The following is a 21,492-nucleotide window of genomic DNA, read 5'->3' as shown; positions in this document are numbered from 1 at the left end:
GCACCGCCTACCGTCGGTTCTCCGGTGGCTGGACGCGCTCGGACGCCTTGCGGAACAGCCCCGTCAGCGTCGTTACCTCCCGCTCGGTCGGATGCGCCCGTCCCACCAGTCGGCGGAGCATCCGCAGCGTCTTCTCGCGCTTGTGCTCGCGGTGTTCGAGTTGCGAGAGGAACGCCTCGAAGAAGTCGTAGAAGCGGTCGATGTCGGCCTCGGCGGCGCGTTCGCGCTCCACGTCGGGCAACTGCGTCCCCTCGACGCCCGCCCCGAGGGTGAGCGTCCGCAGTTCGTACAGCGCGACGGTGGCCGCCTGCCCGAGGTTGAGGACCGGGTACTCCTCGGAGGCGGGGATGGAACACACCTCGTCGAGGCGCTCCAGTTCCCGGTTCGACAGGCCGGTCCCCTCCCGCCCGAAAACCAGCGCCGTCCGCGTCTCGACGCGGGCGAGCGAGTCGGCCAGCTCACGGGGCGTTCGGAACGGGAAGCGGACGTGCCGGCGGGCGTCCTCGTTGGTGATAGCGGTGAATCCGACGGTGTGGAAGTTCTCCACGACGGAGTCGAAGGTCACCTCGTCGGCCTCGGGGAGGACGTCCTCGCGGGCGTGGCCGGCGAAGCCGTACGCCTCGCTCTCTCGCGTGATCTCCGGCGGGTCCACCAGCTTCAGGTCCGAGAAGCCGAAGTTCTTCATCGCGCGAGCGATGGTCCCGACGTTCCCGGGCGTCTCCTGTTCGACGACCACGACGACGGGCGCCTCCGAACTCATCGCGTCGGGTAGTCCGTGCCGAGGTCAAGGTCGGCGTCGACGTCCGCGTCCTCGTCGGCGTCGGCGTCGCTCTCCGCGTCGTCACCGTCCAGTGTGTCTGGCCGCTCGAACGACAGGCCCTCCCGGAGGTCGATGCGCTCGCCCTCGAAGTCGTTCGCCTCCTCCAGCCGACGCTGAATCTCCTGGGGGTCCGGCGGGTCGGGGAGCGCGTCCGGGTCGGTCTCGACGTGTTCTAGGCCGGCGTACCCCTCGGGGGCCCGTCCGCCCGCGGCGAACCACTCGTGGAACGCGTCGCGGAACTCGTCCTCGCCCGCCAGGTCCTGCCCGCCCTCCTCGCGGAACCAGTAGAGGAAGTCGGCCTCGTGGGCGTCACAGAGCAGTACCTCGTCGAGCGGTTCGCCGTAGACGATGGTCGCCTGGCGACACCGCTCCTTCTCGGCGTCGCCGTGGACGAGGTAACAGGCGTCGCAGGGGCGTTCGACGATGAGCGACAGGCGGACGAGCCGGTGCCGGGGCTCCTCGGGAATCTCCATGAGCGGCCGGAACTCGCCGTCCTCGGTGAACACTTCGCGCTCGTCGAACCGCCAGCCGCGAAGTCCGATGCTGACCTTCGACATACCCACTCTACCCCCGGGACGGACAAAAAGAGCGTGACTCGCCGGTGTGTCAGCGGGCCGTCGCGTCGGTCCGTGGCTGTGCGGCCCCGTCGTCGCTCACCGCGACCGGTCGGCATATGTTCACTGAGTCCTCAGCGCGAGTATGCGAACGGTCAACGCAGCAGGCCTCGACATCGGCGACGACGCGCCCCCGCGCATCATGGGCGTGTTGAACGTCTCGAAGGAATCGCCGTACAAGCCGAGCGTGTTCAACGATCCCGCGGAGGCCGCTGACTACGTCGACGCCGAACTCATCGACCAGGGGGCCGACATCGTCGACGTCGGCCTCGAGTCGGCGAACAAGAAGTTCGAGGTGCTCTCCGCCGAGGGGGAACTCGACCGTCTGGAGACGGCGCTCGCCGTCCTCGACAGCGTCTCGGGCGACGCGGTGTTCTCCATCGAGACCCGGTACCACGAAGTCGCCGAGGCGGCCATCGAGGGTGGGTTCGACATGGTGAACGACATCTGTGGGTTCGCCGACCCCGAGATGCCACGGGTCTGTGAGGAGTACGACGTCGCCGTCGCGAAGATGGCCTCCCCGCCGGACCTCGACCGTCCCGGTGCCATCGAGACGGTGGACGACATCTACGACGCCCTCGAACTGAACGGCTTCACCGACAAGACCATCGTCGACCCCGCCTTCGGTGGGTGGTCCGAGGAGAAGACGCTCGAAGACGACCGGGAGACGTTCCACCACCTCCGCGAGTTCAGGGGGTACGGTCGTCCCATCCTCGTCTCCATCAACCGCAAGAACTTCCTCCGCGACGTCGCGGGCCGCTCCACGGAGGAGGCGCTCCCCGTGTCGCTCGCGGCGACGGCGATGGCCGTCGAGCGCGGGGCGCACGTCGTCCGGACCCACGACGTCGCCGAGACGCGCGACGCGGCGCTCATCGGCGAGACGTTCTCCCGCGAGCGCGTCCGCGAGACGGGCGACATCGACGTCGAGGAACTCGACGTGACGACGCTCGGTGACGCCAGCCGCCACCTCGACCGACTCGGCGGTGACGCCGACCTGGCGGCGGAGAGCGTCGTCCGCACCGTCGAACTCACCGGGGTGAGCGACGAGGAACGGGCGACGCTGGACGCCGCCGCCCGAACGGCCGGGGTGACACTCGTGACGGGCAGCGACCGCAACCGTCTCCTGCTCGTCGGGACGCCGGGCGGCTACACGCGCCTCCGGGCGGCCACCGACGACGCGACCAGGGCACTCGAGACGGCGCTCGAGCGCCTCCCGACGGCGTGAACCTCTCACAACCCCGATATTCACGGACGAGAAAACTTATGCAGGAAGACTGTAAACCGAATACGCGGAGGCCGGAGGGGCACGCGGGTAGGGGTACACGTTGCCACTCCGGCTCGTGCGGTTCGTCCTTCATTTATCAGCGTGAGCGCCACGACGCCGAGGGGTGGGTATGAACTTCGACGAATGGGAACCCGTCTACGAGCGCATCCTCGCCGACTTCGGCTTCGAGCGCGCTGCAGACGAACGGGCCAGAGACGTCTGTCGCTCGCTTCTCGACGACGCCTTCGACGTCGAGCGTCTCCGGGGCGCTGTCGCGGGCAGTACGGTCGCCGTCGTCGGGGCCGCCCCCTCGCTCGGGGCGGAGGTCGACCGGGCGGCCGACGCCGACTGCGTCTTCGCCGCATCGACGGCCGCCGACGTCTGCCTCGACCACGGTGTCGACGTCGACCTCATGGTGACGGACCTCGACAAGAATCCCGAGACTGCCGCCGCCCTCACACAGCGGGGGACGCCGGTGGCGGCACATGCCCACGGTGACAACGTCGCGCTCCTCCGGGAGTGGCTCCCCCGCTTCACCTCCGAGACGACGCTCCCGACGACGCAAGCCGCGCCCGCCCCGCCCGTCGTGAACCTCGGCGGGTTCACCGACGGCGACCGGGCCGCCTTCGTCGCGGACCACCTCGGCGCCGACGTGCTCCGCTTCGTCGGCTGGGACTTCGCGGACGCGAGCGTGGACGAGACGAAGGCGAAGAAGCTCCGCTGGGCCGCACGGCTGCTCACCTGGCTCGAGTCGCGCCGCGGCGACCACTTCCCGGTCCTCGACGGGCACAGAGAGCCAGCGCCGCGCTGACCGGTCCTGGCGTCCTTACCGTCCGACGACCGATGGGGAGGTGTCGTCGCCGACGACGGCGACGCTCGTCCTGAACCCGCTCTCGAAGAGACGGGCGTCGCAGTCTGCACAGGTCACCGCGACGGTCCGCCCGGTGGCTCCCGGGACGCGACTCGGCGCACGGTCGAGCACCGTCTCCCCGTCACAGGTGGGGCAGACGTCCAGATAGAGGCGGAGCGTGTCGAGCATCGCCCCGCGGAGCGGCGGGGAGCAGCGGTCCCACTGTGGGTACCGGCGGCGAAGTTCGTGGATGCTCGCCGTGTCCGCAACCAGCGCGGCGCGCGAGAGCCACGCCCCGAGCGGTGTACCGGCGACTTCGGCGAACAGGACGTCCGCCCGCCACCGGAGGGAGACGCAGCCGGGGTCGACGTCGAGCGCCGTGGCGAGAGCGCGGGTGTCCTCCTGGCGGCTACCGGCCGAGCGGACGCGCGCCCGCCACGCGGCGAGGAACGACGCTGTCGGTCGAATCTCACCGTCCGTGTGCGCGAGGACGCCCGCCTGGAGGAGTTCCCGCTCGTCTCGCGGCACCGGGTCGGGAGCGTGTGCGGCGTCGGCCAACGTCATCACCCAACGGACGAACGCGGGCGTTCCGGGGACGGCGTAGCCCCGCAGGACCAGCAGTCCGACGGAGACGGCGATGAGGACCGTCCCCGCCAGCGGGACGAGCCGTTCGACGCCCACTGCGAGGAGGCTCACCACGAGGACGTTGGCGACGACGAATCCCGGTTCGCGGGCCCGTCCCGTGTACGACGGGTGCCTGAGGGACGAGACGAGCGCGGCGAGGTTCATTGATGATGCGACCCGTGACGGGCGTCAGTACCGATGTATGCAACCACTCATGGTTAGGTATGGGCCGGATACTGTCCAGTTATGGGAAGGTTCGTCCCGGTAGGCGGTGCTGAACCGGTCGGAATCGCTGAACGAGTCGGACCTAACGTGTCGGCCGTCGTACGTCTCGGGTGCTTAACCGTACGACCGACCTGACAGTCTCGAACGCGGACAGGGAGGCTCGGGTGAGTCGAGAACCGAGATGCTGGAGGCCGGTAGCTTCACTTACGACCCAGCCTTGCGGTCGGTATGCAGCTTCACTGGCATCGGCGTGACCTCCGGGCGGCGGACAACCGGGGGCTCGCGTTCGCCGCCGACGCCGGCCCGGTCGTCCCGCTCTTCGTCTTCGACGACGGCGTCCTCGAGCACGCGGGCGCGCCGCGGGTCCGCTACCTGCTCGACGCGCTCGGCGCGTTGCGGGAGCGATACCGTGCCCTCGGCTCCGACCTCGTCGTCCGCCGTGGCGACCCCCGCGATGTCGTGCCCCGCGTGGCGCTCGACGTGGGTGCCGAACGCGTCGTCTGGAACAAGGACTACTCGGGGCTCGCCCGGGAGCGCGACACGGCCGTCCGTCGTGCGCTGGACGGCGTGGACGTCCCCCGTGAGAGCGTCCACGACCACCTCCACCACGAACCGGGCTCCATCACGACCAACGCGGGCGAGCCGTACTCCGTCTACACCTACTTCTGGAAGAAGTGGCGCGACCGGGAGAAGGCGGAGCCGTACCCGGAGCCGCCGGGTGACAGCCTCGCTGACCCGGCCGTCGTCGACGACACGGGGGCGCTTCCGAGCATCGCGGACCTCGGGTTCGAGGAACCGGACGCGACGGTGCAGGAGGCCGGGGCCGACCCCGCACGGGAGCGACTCGACCGCTTCTGTGACGACGGCGTCTTCCGGTACGAGACGGACCGGGACTATCCGACGAGAGAGGCCGTCTCGCGGCTCTCGGCCGACCTCAAGTGGGGGACGCTCGGCGTCCGCGAGGTGTACGCCGCGACGGAAGCGGCGATGGACGCGGCCGAGGGCGACGAGGAGGAGACGTCGGTCGAGGAGTTCCAGTCGCAACTGGCGTGGCGGGAGTTCTACACCCACGTCCTCTTCTTCAACCCCGAGGTGGTCACGGCGAACTACAAAGAGTACGAGAACGACATCGAGTGGCGCGACGACCCCGAGGAGCTGGCGGCGTGGCGCGAGGGGCGGACGGGCTACCCCATCGTCGACGCGGGGATGCGGCAGTTGAAAGCGGAGGCGTACATGCACAACCGGGTGCGGATGATCGTCGCCTCGTTCCTCACGAAGGACCTGCTCTGTGACTGGCGGCACGGGTACGCACACTTTCGGAACCTGCTGGCGGACCACGACACACAGAACGACAACGGCGGCTGGCAGTGGGCGGCCTCGACGGGCACCGACGCCCAGCCGTACTTCCGCATCTTCAACCCCATGACGCAGGGAGAACGCTACGACCCCGACGCCGAGTACATCACGCGCTACGTCCCCGAACTCGAGGGGGTCGACCCCTCGGTCGTCCACTCGTGGCACGAGTGCTCTGCGCTCCAGCGGCGGAACACCGCTCCCGACTACCCCGAACCCATCGTCGACCACTCCGAACGACGCGAGGAGGCGCTCGCGATGTTCGAGCGGGCACGCGGCGACGACTGACCGGACCGGTCACGCCGTTCGGGGGTCGGCGGGTGCGTCGTCGTCCGGAGCGGTGTCGACTCCCGTCGCGACGACGATGGTCCGGCCGGCGTCGTCCGTCGACAGCGACAGCGTCCAGCCGTGAACGCGCGCGAGCGCCCCCGCGTTGGCCAGCCCGATTCCCTCCGCGGCGGCCGTCCCGTAGTCGAACGCCGACTCGGCGTCCGCGAGCGGTCGTCCGTCGTGTCGGACCGTGAAGCCGCGGGCCATCACCGAGACAGTCACGCGACTCGCGTCCCGCTGGACGGCGTGTTCGAACAGCTTGTGGAGGAGTTCGACCAGACGGAGCTCTTCGGCGACGACGCTCCCGTCGCGAACCATGTCGACGGCCAGCGGAGTCGCCGTCAGTCGACGCCGTGCGGCGGCCATGGCGTCGGACATCCGTTGCGGTTCGACGGCCCCGGTCGGCTGCGCGAGTCTCGCGAGCGACGTGAGGTCGTCGACGACGCGTCGCATCCGGGCGTGTGCGTCGCTCAGGGAGTCGGCGGCCCGGCCGTGGCCGCTCCGGGTCTTCCGGACGTTCCGGGCGTCGCCGTCGTCGGCCGTCTCACAGAGCAGGTCCGCGTAGCCGCTCGCGATGTTGAGGTCGTTCCGGAGTTCGTGGGCGGTGGCCGCGGCGATGTCGTCCATCGCCCGGCGCTGACGCTCCAGTTCGCGCTGCTGAGACACGAGGCGCGTGACGTCCGTGAACACGTACGCCCAGCCGCGGTGGTGCGGACCGAACTCGACGGCCGACCGACTCACGAGGAAGTCGCGGTCCTCCCCGTCGACGGCGACCACCACCGGCCCCGTCGAGGCGGTCACCGACTCGAAGCGGTCGGGGAGGGGCGCCCCCACCGCGAGGGCGTGGTCGGTCCCCTGGAACAGTGCGCCCGCCGCCGCGTTGCGGTCCCGGACGGTGCCGTCGGCGTCGACGACCACGACCGGGTCCTGGAGGTGGTCGACCAGCTGGGTCCGCGCGGGCCGGCGGAGCCGTCTGCTGTCGGTCTCGACGACGAACAGCGAGCCGAGCGCGAAGGCCGCGACGCCGACGGGTTCGTAGGTGACTCCGATGAGGAGGTCGGGCCGGAGCACCGACACCAGGTCGGGGACGACCGGGACGGCGGACACCGTCGCGAGGAGCGCGACGGGTCCGCGGTCGTACCCCGACCGCTCGTACGTCCGGAACAGGAAGAGAAAGCCGATGCCCGCCAGGGTGTACGCGACCCCGGTGACGACCCAGTGGGGCCAGTGCCGGGCGAGCGAGAGGTGGACGAACGGGTCGGCCACCAGGGTGTACGAGAAGTACCGGCCGTGCACTCCGTTCGTCAGCTTCACCGCGGACACGGAGAGGAAGACGGCGGCGGCGAGGCGTCTGACGTGTCGGTCGCGGTGGAACCCGACGCCGGTGTACGCCGAGACGAAGTAGAGCCAGCAGCCGACGGTGGCGAAGCCGACGACCAGCCCCACCGTGTAGAACCATACCTTCGCCGCGGGGGACGGCGAGACGAGCTGGCAGACCGTCAGTGCCGCCCAGACTCCGGAGAGCACGAAGAGCGAGACGAGGCCTCGGCGGACCCCGTCGGACGCGTGCTGTCGGAACTGCCAGCCCGCCGAGAGACAGGCGACCGTCGCACCGCCGAACGTCGCGACGTAGAGCAGATGGAGGGGGCCCAGAGACATCACGCACCGTGACTGTCGGGTTCTGATATGAATTTAGCGGCACCGCTATCGCTCTCGATACTGCTGTGGGGCCGAGACGGGGTCGCTCGCCGGTCGACGCTGCGGGCCAGAGTGCGTCCGCCCGCGCCTCCCCGGTCAGTCGGTCGTCGTCCCCGAAGCGCCCGACCGTTCGGCCCCGGGCGTCGCCGCCTCGATGTCGCCCGCGCCGAAGAACCGCTCCCAGACGACCAGCGCCGAGGGCAGCACGAGCAGCGAGGCCACGAACGCGTAGAACACCGACAGCGCCGCGATGAGCCCGAAGTCGCCGATGGCCGGGAACACCGACAGCACGAGCACGCCGATCCCGAACATGGTCGTCAGCACGCTCCCGAGAAGTGCCCCGCCCGTGCCGTAGACGGTGCGCGAGAGCGCCGAGAGGACCGTCGGCTGGACCTCCCGCTCGTCGATGTACCGGTGTGTGAGGTGGACGGAGTAGTCGATGCCGAGCCCGATGGTCATCGCCAGCACGGTGGCGGTGAAGGCGTTCAGCGAGAACCCCAGATAGCGCATCGACCCGGCGACGAGGGCGACGGTGACGACGATGGGGACCAGGTTCGCGACGCCGAGCGTCGCCCTCCCCTCCAGGACCCAGTAAACGAACACGAGGAAGACGGCGGTGCCGAGGATGGCGAGTCCGAGGCTGACGATGGCGGACTCGAAGATGATGTCGGAGATGGCCTTGAACACGACGATGCTCCCTGTGGCGGTGGCCTGCATCCGGTAGCGCTCGGCGACGGCGCGGGTGTCGGCGGTGATGGCGCCGTCGGACTCGTCGGCCTTCACCACGTACACTACGCGAGCGTTCCGGCGGTCCTCGGTGAGGTACTCCAGCGCCTCTCCCCGCGCGGGAGAGGCGAAGAGGTAGTCGTACACCTCGCCGAGGTTCTGGTCGGGGATTCCGTTGGCGTTCCGGTCGTTTCGCGCCACGAGCGCGTCGAAGGCGGGGTCGCGCTCCTGGTAGGCCAGGATGACCGTCACGATGGACGTCTCGCGGGCGTGTCGACCGTCCCGCACGAAGGTGTCGGGCGGATCCTCGCCCGCTTTCCACATCGACTCCAGTGCCGAGTTGCGCTCCATCGGCCCCTCGACGAACACCACCGTCTCGTCGTCCTCGCCCGACTCGAAGTTGTCCTCGAGGAAGTTGATGGTCGCCGTGATGGTGTACTCGCTGGGTTTGAACGGTTCGGGGAGGACGTCGTAGAAGTCGGCCGTCTCCTCGGGCGGGAGGAACTGCTCCTGCGAGAAGGTGGTGTCGATGCCCGTCGCGTAGTACGCGGAGTAGCCCGAGGCCACGACGGCCACGAGCAGGAAGACCAGCGGGAGGCGCTTGGCGATGACGACGCCGAGCGAGAGGACGCCACCGAGCGACGAGCCCTCGGAGCCGATGGGCGACTGCGAGAGCGTCGGGATGGGGTACCGCTCGCGGAGTTCGTCGGTGTACAGCTTCAGTGCGGGGAGGAAGACGCCGAAGACGAGGAAGGTGAAGACGATGCCGATGGCGGCGACGACGCCGAACTCCCGGATGGGGAGCAGCCCACTGACGAGGTTCGAGGAGAAGCCGATGACCGTCGTGGCGGTGACGATGAAGAACGCCACGAGCAGCTGGTCGGTCGTGGTCCGCATCGCCCGAACGGGGTCGTCCTCGACCAGTCGCTCCTCGCGGTAGCGGTTGATGGCGTGGATGCCGAAGTCGATTCCGACCGCCAGCAAGAGCGGCGGGACAGCGATGAGAATCTGCGAGAACGCGATGCCGGCGAAGCCCATGAAGCCGAACGTCCAGACGATGGCCATCCCGAGCGCCGCCGTACCCAGGAGGAGATCGACCAGGTCGCGGTAGGCGATGACGAGGAAGAAGATGATGAAGAACACCGCGGCGGGGACGACGATGAGTAGCGAGTCGCCGATGACGGTGCCGAACTCCTGCGCGATGACGCCGGAGCCGAAGACGATGATGTCGCCGCCGGCGGCGTTCGCCACGTACACCGCTTCGAGCTGGATCGGCTCGAGCGGGCTGGCGCCGCCCTGGCCGGAGCCGCTGGAGATGCCGCTCGGCACCTCGTGCCGGACGATACCGACCGTCGCCGACGCGTACGCGGACGTGGGGTTGAAGTCGTCGCTCAGGAGCGAGGCGAAGCCGGGGTTCTCACGCGCCAGCGTGCCGACGGCGACGCGAATCTGCCCGGGCGTGGCGCGTTCGACGGCGTCGATTTCCTCCTCGAGCGTCGACGCCGAGGGGTCGAGTTGGCGGGCGACGAGGCGGGCGGCGCTCTCAGTGGAGACGACGCGCATGTCCGGTTCGTTCGCCATCCGCTCCTGCACGCGGAGCATCCGGAGGAGTCCGGGCTTCGACAGGACGTTCTCCCCACGCTGGACGAGTTGCGTCGAGCCCTCGTCGGGGGCGAACGGGTCCGAGAACTTGTCGTTGACGTCCTGGAGCGCCCGCTCGGCGGGGACCTCCTCGGAGAACTGTTCGGTCCCCGATTCGGTCGACACCGCGGGCAGGCCGACGGCGAATCCGGCGGTCAGGAGGACGAAGACGAGGACGACGGTGCCGGGACGGCCCGTGATCCACCCGTCGGCCGCGTCGATGAGTCGCTGGTAGTCGAACTTCGCTGGCACGGGCGCGTCTCACCTCCGACGGACGACGACCACGGCTGCACCGAGGAGGACGATGGCCCCCACGCCGACGATGAGGCCGAACGGGAGGCCGCCGCCGGACGACTCCTCGACCGTCACGGGGAGACGGAACGAGTCGGACACCTGCGTCGTCCCGTCCTCGCGGTCGTACTCGAAGTCGACGGAGACCGGGTAGTCCTTGGCGAACGTCGAGCCGGCGGTACTGATCTGGAAGGTTATCTCCGCGGACTCGCCCGGTTCGAGCGCGTCGACGAACGCCTCGTCGTCGCTCGTGGAGATGGGGTCGTCGACGAACAGCTTCGCGGAGATGTCCGAGAGCGTCTCCTCCTCGGCGTTGGTCACCGTCAGCGTCAGTCGGCCGGAGTCACCCGCCGTCAGTCGAGACTCGCTCGCTTCGACGGTGAAGGGGTCGCGCTCGGCGGCGACCTGGATTCGGGTAGTGAGCGGGTCGCTCGTGCGGGCGTCGCCGTCCTCGTTCTCGTACTCGACGGCGAACGAGAGCTGTCGCGACCCGGGATCGGCGGCGCTCGACACCTCGACGTCGAACGCGAAGTCGGCCGACTCGCCGACGGCGAGGTCCGGAATCGCGTACTCCGTCTCGCCCGCATCGAAGTTGGCGCTGGCGGGTCGGAAGACGACGACGGCGTCCGAGACGGGCGCGGGCCCGTCGTTCGTCACCGTCCCCTCGACGGTTCCCTCGTAGTTGACTCGCAAGGTCGAGGAGACGTCCGAGAGCGAGAACGACTGTTCGGTGAGGGGTCGCACGCTCGTCCGGAGTTCGTTCGAGGTCCGGACGATGCCGTCGGTGTCGGTGTAGGTCACCGCGCCGGTGAGCGTGTAGTCGCGGAGTTCGGCGTCCGCGCCGACGCCGACGGGGAACGTCGCCGTCTTCGTCTCGCCGGGGGCCCACGAGCCGACGAAGCTCTCCGCGGTGGCGACGCCGCCGAAACTGAGGTCGCTGTTCGCCGAGATGAGTTGGACGCTCGCCTCGCGGGCGGGTTCGGTCCCCACGTTCCTCACGGAGACGGCCATCGTCCCGTTGTCGCCCACCTGGACGCCGGACTCGACGCCGACGACGCGGAACCGCGCCTGCCCCTCGACGACGACGGGGATGGAGAGGCGTCGGGTCACGGAGCGGTCGTTGAACTGCGGATTGTCGTTCGGCGCCTCCTCGTCGTACGTCACCGTCCCCGTGTACGTGTACGAGACGGTCACGGGGAGTTCGTACCGGCCCGGGGGGACGAACTCGGGGACGGTGACGTCGATGTCGACGGGGCCGACGACGCCCTCGGGCACCTGCCCGACGGCGACGCTCTCCGTCTCGATGTCGAGTCCCTGTACGTCGCCGATGTCGAGCGTCGTCGCACGGGCCGTCGTGACCCGCGTCGTGAACCGTTCGGGACCGCCGCGGACCAACACCCCGTCGTTGACGACGAGGACGCGGATGGTGGTCGCTTCACCGGGAACGACCCGGTTGTCCGGCACCGAGAGCGAGAGGTCGGGTCGGCCGATGACCTGGTTCTCCGCGGCGGCTGCGAGCGGCACGCCGGAGAGGACGACGAGGAACGCGAGGACGACAGTGAGGAGTGAACGTGTGAGGGCCATGTGTGATTGAGTATTTACTCATCTTCGACAGCAGCAGACAATAACGTATCGCTCACATAATCCAGATGAAACGACCACCCTCGACACACAGAGACGTCCAGAGTGAACGGCGGCTCGCGTCACGGGTCGCCGTGGTCGCCCGTCGCCGCTGTCGACGACGCCGACGCCGGCCAGCGACCCCGTCGCCGGTGGCAAACGTTTTGCGCGCGGGGGCCGACGCTTCACCCCTATCATGACACGGACGCCGGAGACGGACGCGGACGGAGTCGACGTCGAAGTGTTGCTCTACGACGGGTTCGACGAACTCGACGGGGTCGGACCGTACGAGGTGTTCGAGACGGCCGGCGCCCTCGGTGGCGACGTCGAGGCGCGGACGGTGAGTCTCGACGGCCAGGAGTGGGTGACGGCGAGTCACGGGCTCCGGGTGGGCGTCGACGGGACGCTCGGGACGCCCGACCTGCTCGTCGTCCCCGGCGGCGGGTGGAACGCCGGTGACGACCGGTCGGGGGCCCGGCGCGAAGCCGAGCGCGGCGCCATCCCCGAAGCCGTCGGTCACCTCGTCGACGACGGCGTCACCGTCGCGTCGGTCTGTACGGGGGGGATGCTCCTCGCCGAGGCCGGCGTCCTCGACGGTCGACCCGCGGTCACACACGCGAGCGCGCTCGACGACCTCCGGGCAACGGCGGCGGACGTAGTCGACGCCCGCGTCGTCGACGACGGTGACGTCCTCACCGCCGGCGGCATCACCTCGGGGCTGGACCTCGCGTTGCACCTCGTCCGGCGGTTCTGTGGCCCCGACGTCGCCGAGCGCGTCGCGGCGGAACTGGAGTACGACGCGAACCCCTCACGCGTGTTCGTCGCGGGCGAGGCCGACGAGTAACGCGCCCGCGACGAGCGTACAGCAGGCGAGCAGCGTCCAGCCGGCGTCGTACGAGAGGGTGTCGGCCAGGTAGCCGAAGACGGGTGGGGCCGAGAGCCCCCCGAGGTTGAGTGCGGTCTGTCCGCCCGCGGTGGCCGCACCGACCTGGTCGTCGGGGACGAGTGCGGTGAGACAGGCGTAGTAGACGCCGGGGAACCCGAGAATGAAGAGACCGAGGACGGCGAAGGCGACACCGGCGGTGAGCGGGGTGGCCGCCGCGACGATGCCGCCGAAGGCGACGACGGCACAGAGCGCCTGGACGACGAGGACCCGCGCCGACGAGCGCGCATCGTCACCGGGGAGCCAGTCCGCGACGCTCCCCCCGACGAGTCGGCCGACGCTCCCCGTCACCTGCACCGTCGCGAGCACCAGTCCGCCGAACGTCGCGGCTGCCCCCACCGACTCGGTGAGGTGCAGCACGACGTAGCCCGTCGTCGTGAAGACGGCCGCGCCGAAGAAGAACCCGGCAGCGACGAGTGGCCGGTAGCCGTCGAGTCCCGCCAGCCCACGGACGTCGGGCGAGGCCAACTCGCCCGACCCCTCACGCCCCCGATAGGTGAGGGTGAAGACGAGGGCGACACAGGCGGCGAGGACGGCGGCGACGCCGAAGCCGACGCGCCAGCCGTACCGCGTCCCCGCCGCCGTCGTGACGAGGAGCGCGCCGAGGCCACTGCCGGCGGTGACGCCGACCTGTTTGACGTTCATCGCCAGGTTCCGGCGGCCGTCGGGAGCGACGACGAGCACGGCGCGGTTCGTCGAGGGCATCGCCGTCGCGTACGCACAGCCGACGAGTACCAGCGCGACCAGCAAGAGAGGATAGGAGGGGGCGAGTGCGACGCCGACCATCGCCGCGGCGAGGCCGACCAGTCCGGCGACCATCACGGGTCGCTCGCCGTAGCCGTCGACGGCCGCGCCGGTGAGAAAGAGGAAGGCGGTGTAGCCAGCCATCGTCGCCGTGAGCGACACCCCGACGAGCGTGCGCGAGACGCCGAAGCTCTCGCGGACGAAGGCCGTCGCGGCGAAGATGGCGTAGAAGCAGAGACTCGCCGTCACCTGCCAGCCGCTCACGACGCCGACGCCTCGCCACGTCACGTTCGAGCGTGCGAGGAGGGGACACAAGTGCGCTCCGACTCCGGGCCGAAAACCGTACGACTCCACCGTCGTCGAAAGTGTATGTATACTGTTAGCATACTCTTCCTCAAGGTTTAACAGCGCTCCGCCCTACCCATACGATGGAGGTTCAATCATGAGCTACGAACTCGACCCACTACCGTACGATTACGACGCGCTGGAAGGGAGCATCTCCGAGCAGGTGCTGAAGTGGCATCACGACACGCACCACCAGGGCTACGTGAACGGGTGGAACTCCGCCGACGAGACGCTCGCGGAGAACCGCGAGAGCGGTGACTTCTCGTCGTCGGCCAGCGCCATCCGGAGCGTAACGCACAACGGGTGTGGGCACATCCTCCACGACCTGTTCTGGCAGTGCATGTCGCCCGAGGGAGGCGACGAGCCGTCCGGTGCACTCGCGGACAGGATCGAGGAGGACTTCGGCTCCTACGAGGCGTGGAAGGGCGAGTTCGAGGCCGCAGCCGGCAACGCGTCCGGCTGGGCACTTCTGGTCTACGACTCGTTCTCGAACCAGCTTCGGAACGTCGTGGTGGACAAGCACGACCAGGGCGCGCTGTGGGGCTCGCACCCGGTCCTGGCGCTCGACGTGTGGGAACACTCGTACTACTACGACTACGGCCCGGCCCGTGGCGACTTCGTCTCGGCGTTCTTCGACGTCGTCGACTGGGACGAACCCAACGCCCGCTACGAGCAGGCCGTCGAACTGTTCGAGTAAGCGACGACCCGGTCGATCTTCGTTCTTTCTTTCGACGCCCGCTCGTCAGCGAGTGGCGACACGGCTAACACCGCGGTGTGAGAACGCGAGACCATGGCTGGCGAGAGCATCGTCGCGTTCGTCGAGGAGTGGCAGACGGGCTTCTTCCTCGTCCTCGCCGTCACGGCTGTCGGCGTCGCCGCGGGAGTGGTCGGTCTGCGACTCGCCGGCCCGCCCGGTTTCTTCGCGGGCTTTCTCGTCGGGATGCTCGCGGCGTTCCTCGGGTACTCGTACCTGCGGTACGGTCGGTGATACGTCGCTCCTCGTCGGTGTCCCGGCCGAGAACGCCGAGACGTCGCGACGTGGGGTTACCGGAGCGAACGACCGTCGGGGTCGCCGAGCGTTCCCCGCATCCGGAGCCAGACGTAGACCACGGGGAGGAGGAGCAGTGCCATCGCGAACACCACACCGAGGGCGTCACCGGCAGCGGTGAGTAGGAGGGACACCTCCCGAACGGTTCACTCGCGGGCCGGAAGTCAGTTGCGTCTCGGTCGACCACGGCGACTGGAGAGGACACACGTTTACCCGCCCCGCGCGAACCCACCGCCATGCCCCGACCGAAAGAGGACTTCGACACGCTGTACCCGTACCAGATGTACACGCCCGCCGAAGTACTGGAACCCGACCTGATGTACACGGTGCCCGAAATCGGTCGGCGCCTGCAGGACCTCGCGCCGGATACGAACCTAGAAGAAGAGACCGAGGCGCGCATCATCGCCTGGACTATCCCGTGGCTCGTCTACCACCAGGAGGACATGGTCATCAACGACCCCGAGGGCGACGAACCGGGCTACTTCGGCGTGAGCGAGGCGGCGGTGGCGGCGCTGGACGAGGACGAGCAGTAGGTATTCAGGCGCTCAGTCGGGCCGCCTGCAACGACTGCTCCAGCGCCTGCTGCGGTCCGTCGACCACGCTCGGTCCGTGGCCGGTGTGGAGGACCTGGAGGTTCCCGCTCACCTCGTCGACGACGCGTTCGATACTCTCGACGAGCGTGCGCCCGTCGCCGCCGGGTAGGTCGGTCCGTCCGAAGCTCCCGCCGGCGAAGACGAGGTCACCGGCGAACAGCACGCCCGAGTCGGGCGCGTACAGGCAGAGGTGGTCGACGGCGTGGCCGGGCGTGTGGAGCGCGCGGAACTCGTCGGTGCCGATGCGGACGACGTCGCCGTCCGCGATTTCCCTGTCGACCGCGTCGTGAGACGTGTCGAACCCCCAGGTGTCGACGCCGAACCGCTCCCTGACGGCGTCGACGTTGCCGACGTGGTCCGGGTGGGTGTGCGTGATCACGACGGCGTCGAGGTGGTCGACGTCACCCACCAGGTGCGAGACGGCGGCGAAGTTCGCGCCGGTGTCGACGAGGACCGTCCGTCCGTCGGCGCCGTGGTCGCCGCGGGCCTCCGGCGAGACGAGGAACGCGTTGCTCGTGAACGCCTGGACGCCCTGGGCGATGTTGTGGATCATAGCAGGGAGTGAGCGCCCGGAGTACTTCGGCGTTTCCCGGACGGGTGCCGGCCGCTCACGCTCACGTCGTGGTCACGTGCGGCCGCGACGAGTCGGCGACGGAGAGCGCCGCGTCGACGACGGGGTCGAGGTCACCGCGGATGGAGCGGAGCAACACGCCGAAGTGGCCCGTCTCCCAGGCCGTCCGGTTCTCGTCGGGGACGCCCCAGGCGTCGAGCGTCGCCGTGAGCGTGTGTGGCGGGACGAGCGTGTCGGTCCGGCCGAAGACGGGGAAGACGCGCTCCGGTTCGAGGCCGCAGGTGTCCGGGGGACTCAACAGGGGGCTGAGTTCGTACAGGTGCGGGTACCACCCCGCCGACCGGAGGGCGTCGTCGAGGTCCAGAAGTGGGGAGAGCCCCCCCTCGACGAGGACGGCGTCGACGTCGCCCGTCGCCGCCGCGGGGACGACGCTGTCGGGCCGCGCCGACTCGGGCCACGAACCACAGCGCCCCGCGACGTGCATCGCGACGATGCCCCCGAGGCTGACGCCGCCGAGCGCAGCGACCGACCCCTCCGTGTGGGCCCAGTCGACGAAGACACCCGCCTCGACGGCGGCCGTCGCGTACAACTGGAGCATCGACTCGGGCGCGCGTGCGAGGTAGGGTTCGCCGCTGAACCGCCCCTCCGGTTCCCGACGGCCGTGCCACGGGGCGTCGGGGAGGACGACACGGACGCCCCTGGGGGCGAGCGCACGGCCGAGATACGCCTCCTCGGGCCAGTAGTCGGCACAGTCGTTCACCATACCGAGCCCTCCGTAGAAGACGAGCGTCGGCAGGTCGTCGCCGGCGTCGACCGGTTCGTACACGCGCGCCGTAGCGTCGTCCGAGACGTACGGCGACGGGGAGGGGAAGCGGAGCCAGTACTCGACCGTGTCGGGGCCGGGGACCCAGTCCGACCGCTCCACGCGCGGGAACCGGTCGGAGACGCGGTACAGTCCCTCGGGTGCCGAGACGTCGGCGTGGTGCGCCGAGAGCGCCGTCTCCGGGGCGGGGACGTCGTAGTCGACGGACGGGACGAGATGGTCGTCGACGAGGAAGCCGAAGACGTCCGCGACGTCGCGTCGCCGGTGTTCGGCCCGTCGGCGCTCTCGTTCGGCGTCGAGGCGTTCCTGCACCGACGACGAGGGGTCCCAGAGGACGTCCTCCCACCGCTCTGTCGCGTCGAGCGCGGCTTCTCGACGTGGGGCGTAGCGCGCGAGGGCGGCCTCGATTCGCTCCGAGAGGTGTGGTGCCGGTGGGGCACCGACGGTGCGGAGATACGTTCGCGGCGACGCGCCGACGGCGACGTCGGCCGCGGCGCGTGCACGCTGGACGGCGAACTCGCGTCGGAGCGACCGGGTCTTCAGTCGCTCGAACCAGCCGGTGTCGAGCGCCCCCCCGAGCGGGGAGGCCAGGAGTCGGTGGACGCGTGGGGTCGCGAGGTGGTCCATACGGTCGAATGGAACGACGTCGTATTGACAGTTCGTGTGGGAGTGTCGCGCACTGAGCGAGCGATTCATGCGGATTTTTTACCCAGGACCGTCGAGAGGGAGTATGGACGAAGCACCAGACGTAGGCGAGTTGACACCTCCGAGTCGGACGCTGATGGGCCCGGGTCCGAGCGACGTCCACCCCCGGGTGCTTCGCGCGATGAGCACGCCTCTCGTCGGCCACCTCGACCCCTCGTTCATCGACATCATGAACGAGGTGCAGGAACTCCTCCGGTACACGTTCCGCACCGACAACCAGTGGACCATCCCCGTCTCGGGCACGGGGTCTGCGTCGATGGAAGCCGCCATCGGCAACCTCGTCGAACCCGGCGACACCATGTTGGTGCCGACGAACGGCTACTTCGGCGGGCGCATGGCGTCGATGGCCGAACGCGCCGGTGGCGACGTCGTCCACGTCGATGCACCGTGGGGCGAACCGCTCGACCCCGCAGACGTCGAGGCGGCGTTCGACGAACACGCCATCGACGTGTTCGGCTTCGTCCACGCCGAGACGTCGACGGGCGTGAAACAGCCGAACGTCCCCGAACTGACCGACATCGCCCACGCGCACGACGCGTACGTCATCGCCGACAGCGTCACCTCGCTGGGCGGCGTCGAACTCCGCGTCGACGAGTGGGGCATCGACGTCGCCTACTCCGGGCCGCAGAAGTGCCTCTCCTGCCCGCCGGGCGCCTCGCCGCTGACCCTGAACGATCGGGCGATGGACAAGGTGCTCTCCCGCGAGGAGGAGCCGCGGTCGTGGTACCTCGACCTCTCGTTGCTCGAGGGGTACTGGGGCGAGGAGCGCGCGTACCACCACACCGCCCCCGTCACGAACGTCTACGCGCTCCGCGAGGCGCTGCGACTGGTGGCCGAAGAGGGCATCGAGAACCGCTGGGAACGCCACCTCGACGTCGCGGGCGACCTCAAGTCGGGGCTCGAGGCGATGGGGCTGGAGATGAACGCCCCCGACGAGTACTGGCTCCCCTCGCTGAACGCCGTGCGCGTGCCCAGCGGCGTCGACGACGGAGCGGTCATCTCTCACCTGCTGGACGAGTACGACCTCGAAATCGCCTCCGGACTCGGTGACCTCTCCGGAGACATCTGGCGCATCGGCTGCATGGGCTACTCCGCCCGCCGGAAGAACGTCGAGTACGTCCTCTCGGCGCTCGAGGACGCCCTCGCCACCGAAGGACACGACACCGACCAGGTGGCGGCGACGGCCTCGGACGACTGAATTCGGCGCGGCAGTCTGCGCCCGCCACGCGGCGCTCGCTCACGTCCACTCCTCTTCTCTTCTCCTCGCGCGCTCGACTCACCCGTAGTGGGCGAACTCCACCAGGTTGCCGTCGGGGTCTCTGACGTAAACCGACTCCATCTCGCCCCGCGCACCCGCCCGGGTGCCGGGCCCTTCGACGAGTGATACGCCGGCGTCCTCGACTCGTTCGACGACCGTGGAGATCGGGTCGTCGACGACGAGACAGAAGTCGGCCGCCCCCGGTGCCGGGTCGGCAGCGTGTGGGTCGTACTCGTCGCCGGCGGGGTGGAGGTTGAGCTTCGTGGTGCCGAACGAGAGCGCGATGCGTCCGTCGCCGAACCGTTCGACGTCCGCCACGCCGAGCGTCTCAGCGTAGAACTCGCAGGTCGCCTCGACGTCGGTCGCGTACAGCACGAGGTGGTCGATGCCGGAGACGTGCATGACCCCACAGAGGGGACCCACCGGCAAACCGATACCGGCCGTCAGAGCCCGCGCGCTCACCGCTCCGAGCGCGCGTGGACCGTGGCGGCTCACCAGCCTTCCCTGTGTCGTCGGTCTCTCGGTTCCCGGTCGTCGGTCCCCAGCCGCCGAGCACCGGCCATCGACTGCCGGTCAGTCCGTGGCTCCGACACCGTCGACTTCGTCGAGCGCCCACGCCGCCCGTCCCCGGACGCGCTCGTTGCCGTCGTCGGTCCGGACGCGCTCGAGCACCGGCCGGGCCGGACGGGCCTCGTCGCGGAGGTAGCCCAGCGTCCAGCAGGCGTTCTCGCGGACCAACGGGTCGTCGTCCTCGAGTGCGTCCACGAGACGGTCGACGTGTGGGCAGACCGTCTCGGGGAACTCGCGGGCGACGCGCGCGAGCGCCGTCGACCCGTTCGCCCGCGTGACGTCGTCCTCGTCGTCGAGACAGGCGAGGAGCGCATCGACGTGTCGTCGGACGGCGACGGCGTGCGCCGTCGCGACGTCGCCGACCACACCGGCCGCGTTGGCGCGAACGCCCGCGTCGTCGTCGTCGAGGGCGCCGGCGAACGTCGGGAGGTACTCGACGACGGCGTCGGGCCACTCGCCGGTGATTCGACCGACGGCACAGGTCGCGTTCAGCCGGGTCGCCGTCCGTTCAGTCCCGTCGCCGATCACCCGGACGAGGCTGTCGACCCCCGGGCGGACCGCCTCGGGCGCGACGACTGCGACGCGTCCGAGCGTGTACGTCGCGTGTAGCCGGACGGTCGGGTCGGCCGTCGTCGTCAGGTCGACGAGCGAGTCGGTGGCGGCGCTCACCGATGCGGGGTCGGCGCTCGCGACGTGGGAGACGCAGGTCGTCGCCGCCGTCACGAGGGGCCGGTCCTCGGCCGTGAGCGCGGGGAACACGCTCTCGACGTGCGGAGCGACCTCCCCGGGACGCGCGGCGGCGAGCGCGGCGAGACACGTGAGCGACGCGGCGTGGACCGTGTGGTTCGCCGGGTCGGTGACGAGCGCGTGCACGCGCGGAATCGCCGCCACACAGTCCGCCGGGCGCTCGTCCGCGAGCGTCGAGAGACACCGAAGGGCGTCCGTGACGACCGGACCGTCGTCGGCGGGGGACGCGAGGAGACAGAGGACGACGCCGACGTCGACGAGTTCGGGTGCGTGCGCGGCGAGTCCCCGGAGGAGCGCCGCGCGCCGCGGCCGGTCGTCCGGGAGCGCCGCAGTCGCCGTTTCGGTCGTCGGGAGCGTCCGAACGGCGTCGACCGCTGCCAGCGGAATCGGCCGAGCGACCGGGGGCTCTGCGTCGACGGCCCGGACGTCGACCACCGACTCCTCGTCGGAGGCGACCCCGGGCGGAACGGGGTCGGCGCCGGACGCGAACGTGACCCGTCGGTCGTCGCCGTCACGCCACCACAGTGCGACGACAGCGGCGTCGGTGGATTCGACGAAGGCGACCAGATTCGCGCCCTCGTCGAGCACGTCGTTCGGGACCCCGTCATCCCCTGTCGCCGAGTCTTCCTCACTCACCCGTGGACCTCCCCGTCCCGTCCGTGCCTGGTCTCGGTCACTGCCCTTTATTCGCGACCTCCCCTCTTGAAATCATGCCCCGTGGCAAACGGTGCCACGGCCGTGGCGAGTGGACGGCTTTCCCCACAGCGTCGGGCCCCGAGCGGTCGCTCGTTCGGACTAGCTGCGCCCAGTGAGGGTGACGAGTCGGTACTTCCACCGGCCGCCGGCCGGTGAGGCGGTGTCGCCACTCGGGGAGTGGCGTCGTCGAAAAATGACTCCGCCCGACGCGGAGCGAGTGAGTGGAGTGACCGGTTTCGCCGGTCAGTCGTGGTTCAGTTCAGATCAGTCGCGGCGGACTGCGAGGAGTGCCGCGGCGATGAGCGCGATGAGGGCCACGACGACACCGAAGCCGGGCGTCGAGGTGGACGTCGTCTCAGTCGCTTCCTCGGTCGGCTCTGCGGTGCCCTCCGT

21 protein-coding genes are annotated in these 21,492 nt (G+C 69.7%); 8 read left to right on the top strand and 13 right to left on the bottom strand.

Annotated elements, in window-relative coordinates; translation table 11 throughout:
- Positions 1–7 precede the first annotated feature (7 nt).
- Both ACESK5_RS07585 and ACESK5_RS07580 read right to left on the bottom strand, forming a co-directional pair.
- Positions 8–760, bottom strand: coding sequence for an RNA methyltransferase (locus ACESK5_RS07585; protein WP_372910950.1), 753 nt, complete (start codon positions 758–760; stop codon positions 8–10).
- Positions 757–1,377 carry a hypothetical protein gene (locus tag ACESK5_RS07580; RefSeq protein ID WP_372910949.1) on the bottom strand — a complete coding sequence of 207 codons (621 nt, stop codon included), beginning with the start codon at positions 1,375–1,377 and terminating at the stop codon, positions 757–759. Before ACESK5_RS07580 ends, ACESK5_RS07585 begins: the two co-directional genes overlap by 4 nt.
- A 142-nt stretch (positions 1,378–1,519) precedes the next feature.
- Here ACESK5_RS07580 and ACESK5_RS07575 point away from each other — a divergent pair, with 142 nt between their 5' ends.
- Together ACESK5_RS07575 and ACESK5_RS07570 are read left to right on the top strand one after the other, a co-directional pair.
- Positions 1,520–2,659: a dihydropteroate synthase gene (locus ACESK5_RS07575; protein WP_372910948.1), complete on the top strand. Its 1,140-nt coding sequence runs from the start codon at positions 1,520–1,522 to the stop codon at positions 2,657–2,659.
- Between the two features lie 169 nt (positions 2,660–2,828).
- A complete protein-coding gene (locus tag ACESK5_RS07570; protein WP_372910947.1) occupies positions 2,829–3,509 on the top strand; it encodes a 6-hydroxymethylpterin diphosphokinase MptE-like protein in 681 nt (226 codons plus the stop codon).
- 15 nt (positions 3,510–3,524) lie between these two features.
- Here the strand turns inward: ACESK5_RS07570 and ACESK5_RS07565 are convergent, their stop codons facing one another.
- A complete protein-coding gene (locus tag ACESK5_RS07565) occupies positions 3,525–4,337 on the bottom strand; it encodes a hypothetical protein (protein WP_372910946.1) in 813 nt (270 codons plus the stop codon).
- 288 nt (positions 4,338–4,625) lie between these two features.
- On the opposite strand from ACESK5_RS07565, the gene ACESK5_RS07560 reads away from it, so the two are divergent.
- Complete coding sequence (locus ACESK5_RS07560; RefSeq protein WP_372910945.1) at positions 4,626–6,038, top strand: deoxyribodipyrimidine photo-lyase; 1,413 nt, start codon at positions 4,626–4,628, stop codon at positions 6,036–6,038.
- 9 nt (positions 6,039–6,047) lie between these two features.
- Here ACESK5_RS07560 and ACESK5_RS07555 read toward each other — a convergent pair whose 3' ends face one another.
- From ACESK5_RS07555 to ACESK5_RS07545, 3 genes are all read right to left on the bottom strand, one after another.
- The gene (locus ACESK5_RS07555; protein WP_372910944.1) at positions 6,048–7,739 is read right to left on the bottom strand and encodes a histidine kinase N-terminal 7TM domain-containing protein; all 1,692 of its coding nucleotides are present in this window, start codon (positions 7,737–7,739) and stop codon (positions 6,048–6,050) included.
- A 135-nt stretch (positions 7,740–7,874) separates the two neighbouring features.
- Positions 7,875–10,397, bottom strand: coding sequence for an RND family transporter (locus ACESK5_RS07550; RefSeq protein ID WP_372910943.1), 2,523 nt, complete (start codon positions 10,395–10,397; stop codon positions 7,875–7,877).
- 9 nt (positions 10,398–10,406) lie between these two features.
- Complete coding sequence (locus ACESK5_RS07545) at positions 10,407–12,020, bottom strand: COG1361 S-layer family protein (RefSeq protein ID WP_372910942.1); 1,614 nt, start codon at positions 12,018–12,020, stop codon at positions 10,407–10,409.
- A gap of 232 nt (positions 12,021–12,252) precedes the next feature.
- On the opposite strand from ACESK5_RS07545, the gene ACESK5_RS07540 reads away from it, so the two are divergent.
- Positions 12,253–12,900, top strand: a complete 648-nt coding sequence (locus ACESK5_RS07540; RefSeq protein ID WP_372910941.1) for a DJ-1/PfpI family protein — start codon at positions 12,253–12,255, stop codon at positions 12,898–12,900.
- Here the strand turns inward: ACESK5_RS07540 and ACESK5_RS07535 are convergent.
- Positions 12,865–14,031, bottom strand: a complete 1,167-nt coding sequence (locus tag ACESK5_RS07535) for an MFS transporter (protein ID WP_372910940.1) — start codon at positions 14,029–14,031, stop codon at positions 12,865–12,867. The two genes, ACESK5_RS07540 and ACESK5_RS07535, sit on opposite strands and share 36 nt — an antisense overlap.
- Positions 14,032–14,185: 154 nt before the next feature.
- Between ACESK5_RS07535 and sod the strand changes: the two genes are divergently transcribed.
- Positions 14,186–14,785, top strand: a complete 600-nt coding sequence (gene sod, locus ACESK5_RS07530; protein ID WP_372910939.1) for a superoxide dismutase — start codon at positions 14,186–14,188, stop codon at positions 14,783–14,785.
- A gap of 93 nt (positions 14,786–14,878) precedes the next feature.
- Positions 14,879–15,076 carry a hypothetical protein gene (locus tag ACESK5_RS07525; protein ID WP_372910938.1) on the top strand — a complete coding sequence of 66 codons (198 nt, stop codon included), beginning with the start codon at positions 14,879–14,881 and terminating at the stop codon, positions 15,074–15,076.
- A gap of 56 nt (positions 15,077–15,132) precedes the next feature.
- Here ACESK5_RS07525 and ACESK5_RS07520 read toward each other — a convergent pair whose 3' ends face one another.
- Positions 15,133–15,270: a hypothetical protein gene (locus tag ACESK5_RS07520; protein WP_372910937.1), complete on the bottom strand. Its 138-nt coding sequence runs from the start codon at positions 15,268–15,270 to the stop codon at positions 15,133–15,135.
- Between the two features lie 102 nt (positions 15,271–15,372).
- Here ACESK5_RS07520 and ACESK5_RS07515 point away from each other — a divergent pair, with 102 nt between their 5' ends.
- Complete coding sequence (locus ACESK5_RS07515; RefSeq protein ID WP_372910936.1) at positions 15,373–15,669, top strand: DUF5827 family protein; 297 nt, start codon at positions 15,373–15,375, stop codon at positions 15,667–15,669.
- 4 nt (positions 15,670–15,673) lie between these two features.
- On the opposite strand, the gene ACESK5_RS07510 is transcribed toward ACESK5_RS07515, so the two are convergent.
- Complete coding sequence (locus ACESK5_RS07510; RefSeq protein ID WP_372910935.1) at positions 15,674–16,282, bottom strand: MBL fold metallo-hydrolase; 609 nt, start codon at positions 16,280–16,282, stop codon at positions 15,674–15,676.
- A 61-nt stretch (positions 16,283–16,343) separates the two neighbouring features.
- Entirely contained in the window at positions 16,344–17,750 is a 1,407-nt protein-coding gene (locus tag ACESK5_RS07505) for an alpha/beta hydrolase family protein (protein ID WP_372910934.1), read from the bottom strand.
- Positions 17,751–17,853: 103 nt separating this feature from the next.
- Here ACESK5_RS07505 and ACESK5_RS07500 point away from each other — a divergent pair, with 103 nt between their 5' ends.
- Positions 17,854–19,026, top strand: a complete 1,173-nt coding sequence (locus ACESK5_RS07500; RefSeq protein ID WP_372910933.1) for an alanine--glyoxylate aminotransferase family protein — start codon at positions 17,854–17,856, stop codon at positions 19,024–19,026.
- A gap of 78 nt (positions 19,027–19,104) precedes the next feature.
- Here the strand turns inward: ACESK5_RS07500 and ACESK5_RS07495 are convergent, their stop codons facing one another.
- The 3 genes from ACESK5_RS07495 to ACESK5_RS07485 all read right to left on the bottom strand — a co-directional run.
- Positions 19,105–19,488: a VOC family protein gene (locus tag ACESK5_RS07495; protein WP_372910932.1), complete on the bottom strand. Its 384-nt coding sequence runs from the start codon at positions 19,486–19,488 to the stop codon at positions 19,105–19,107.
- Between the two features lie 171 nt (positions 19,489–19,659).
- Positions 19,660–21,039, bottom strand: coding sequence for a HEAT repeat domain-containing protein (locus tag ACESK5_RS07490; protein ID WP_372910931.1), 1,380 nt, complete (start codon positions 21,037–21,039; stop codon positions 19,660–19,662).
- A gap of 324 nt (positions 21,040–21,363) precedes the next feature.
- The coding region (locus ACESK5_RS07485; RefSeq protein ID WP_372910966.1) for a PGF-CTERM sorting domain-containing protein at positions 21,364–21,492 on the bottom strand (129 nt) is incomplete at its 5' end.

The organism is Salinigranum sp. (assembly GCF_041641895.1).
Lineage (GTDB): Archaea > Halobacteriota > Halobacteria > Halobacteriales > Haloferacaceae > Salinigranum.
The sequence above is the reverse complement of the archived record's forward strand: the minus strand, read 5'-3'. Positions and strand labels throughout refer to the sequence as shown.

Coding starts and splice junctions, on each gene's coding strand:
- ACESK5_RS07515 (WP_372910936.1), top strand. CDS start 15,373: ATGCCCCGACCGAAAGAGGACTTCGACACGCTGTACCCGTACCAGATG.
- ACESK5_RS07580 (WP_372910949.1), bottom strand. CDS start 1,377: ATGTCGAAGGTCAGCATCGGACTTCGCGGCTGGCGGTTCGACGAGCGC.
- ACESK5_RS07585 (WP_372910950.1), bottom strand. CDS start 760: ATGAGTTCGGAGGCGCCCGTCGTCGTGGTCGTCGAACAGGAGACGCCC.
- ACESK5_RS07555 (WP_372910944.1), bottom strand. CDS start 7,739: ATGTCTCTGGGCCCCCTCCATCTGCTCTACGTCGCGACGTTCGGCGGT.
- ACESK5_RS07575 (WP_372910948.1), top strand. CDS start 1,520: ATGCGAACGGTCAACGCAGCAGGCCTCGACATCGGCGACGACGCGCCC.
- ACESK5_RS07505 (WP_372910934.1), bottom strand. CDS start 17,750: ATGGACCACCTCGCGACCCCACGCGTCCACCGACTCCTGGCCTCCCCG.
- ACESK5_RS07510 (WP_372910935.1), bottom strand. CDS start 16,282: ATGATCCACAACATCGCCCAGGGCGTCCAGGCGTTCACGAGCAACGCG.
- sod (WP_372910939.1), top strand. CDS start 14,186: ATGAGCTACGAACTCGACCCACTACCGTACGATTACGACGCGCTGGAA.
- ACESK5_RS07565 (WP_372910946.1), bottom strand. CDS start 4,337: ATGAACCTCGCCGCGCTCGTCTCGTCCCTCAGGCACCCGTCGTACACG.
- ACESK5_RS07560 (WP_372910945.1), top strand. CDS start 4,626: ATGCAGCTTCACTGGCATCGGCGTGACCTCCGGGCGGCGGACAACCGG.
- ACESK5_RS07540 (WP_372910941.1), top strand. CDS start 12,253: ATGACACGGACGCCGGAGACGGACGCGGACGGAGTCGACGTCGAAGTG.
- ACESK5_RS07500 (WP_372910933.1), top strand. CDS start 17,854: ATGGACGAAGCACCAGACGTAGGCGAGTTGACACCTCCGAGTCGGACG.
- ACESK5_RS07545 (WP_372910942.1), bottom strand. CDS start 12,020: ATGGCCCTCACACGTTCACTCCTCACTGTCGTCCTCGCGTTCCTCGTC.
- ACESK5_RS07525 (WP_372910938.1), top strand. CDS start 14,879: ATGGCTGGCGAGAGCATCGTCGCGTTCGTCGAGGAGTGGCAGACGGGC.
- ACESK5_RS07570 (WP_372910947.1), top strand. CDS start 2,829: ATGAACTTCGACGAATGGGAACCCGTCTACGAGCGCATCCTCGCCGAC.
- ACESK5_RS07495 (WP_372910932.1), bottom strand. CDS start 19,488: ATGCACGTCTCCGGCATCGACCACCTCGTGCTGTACGCGACCGACGTC.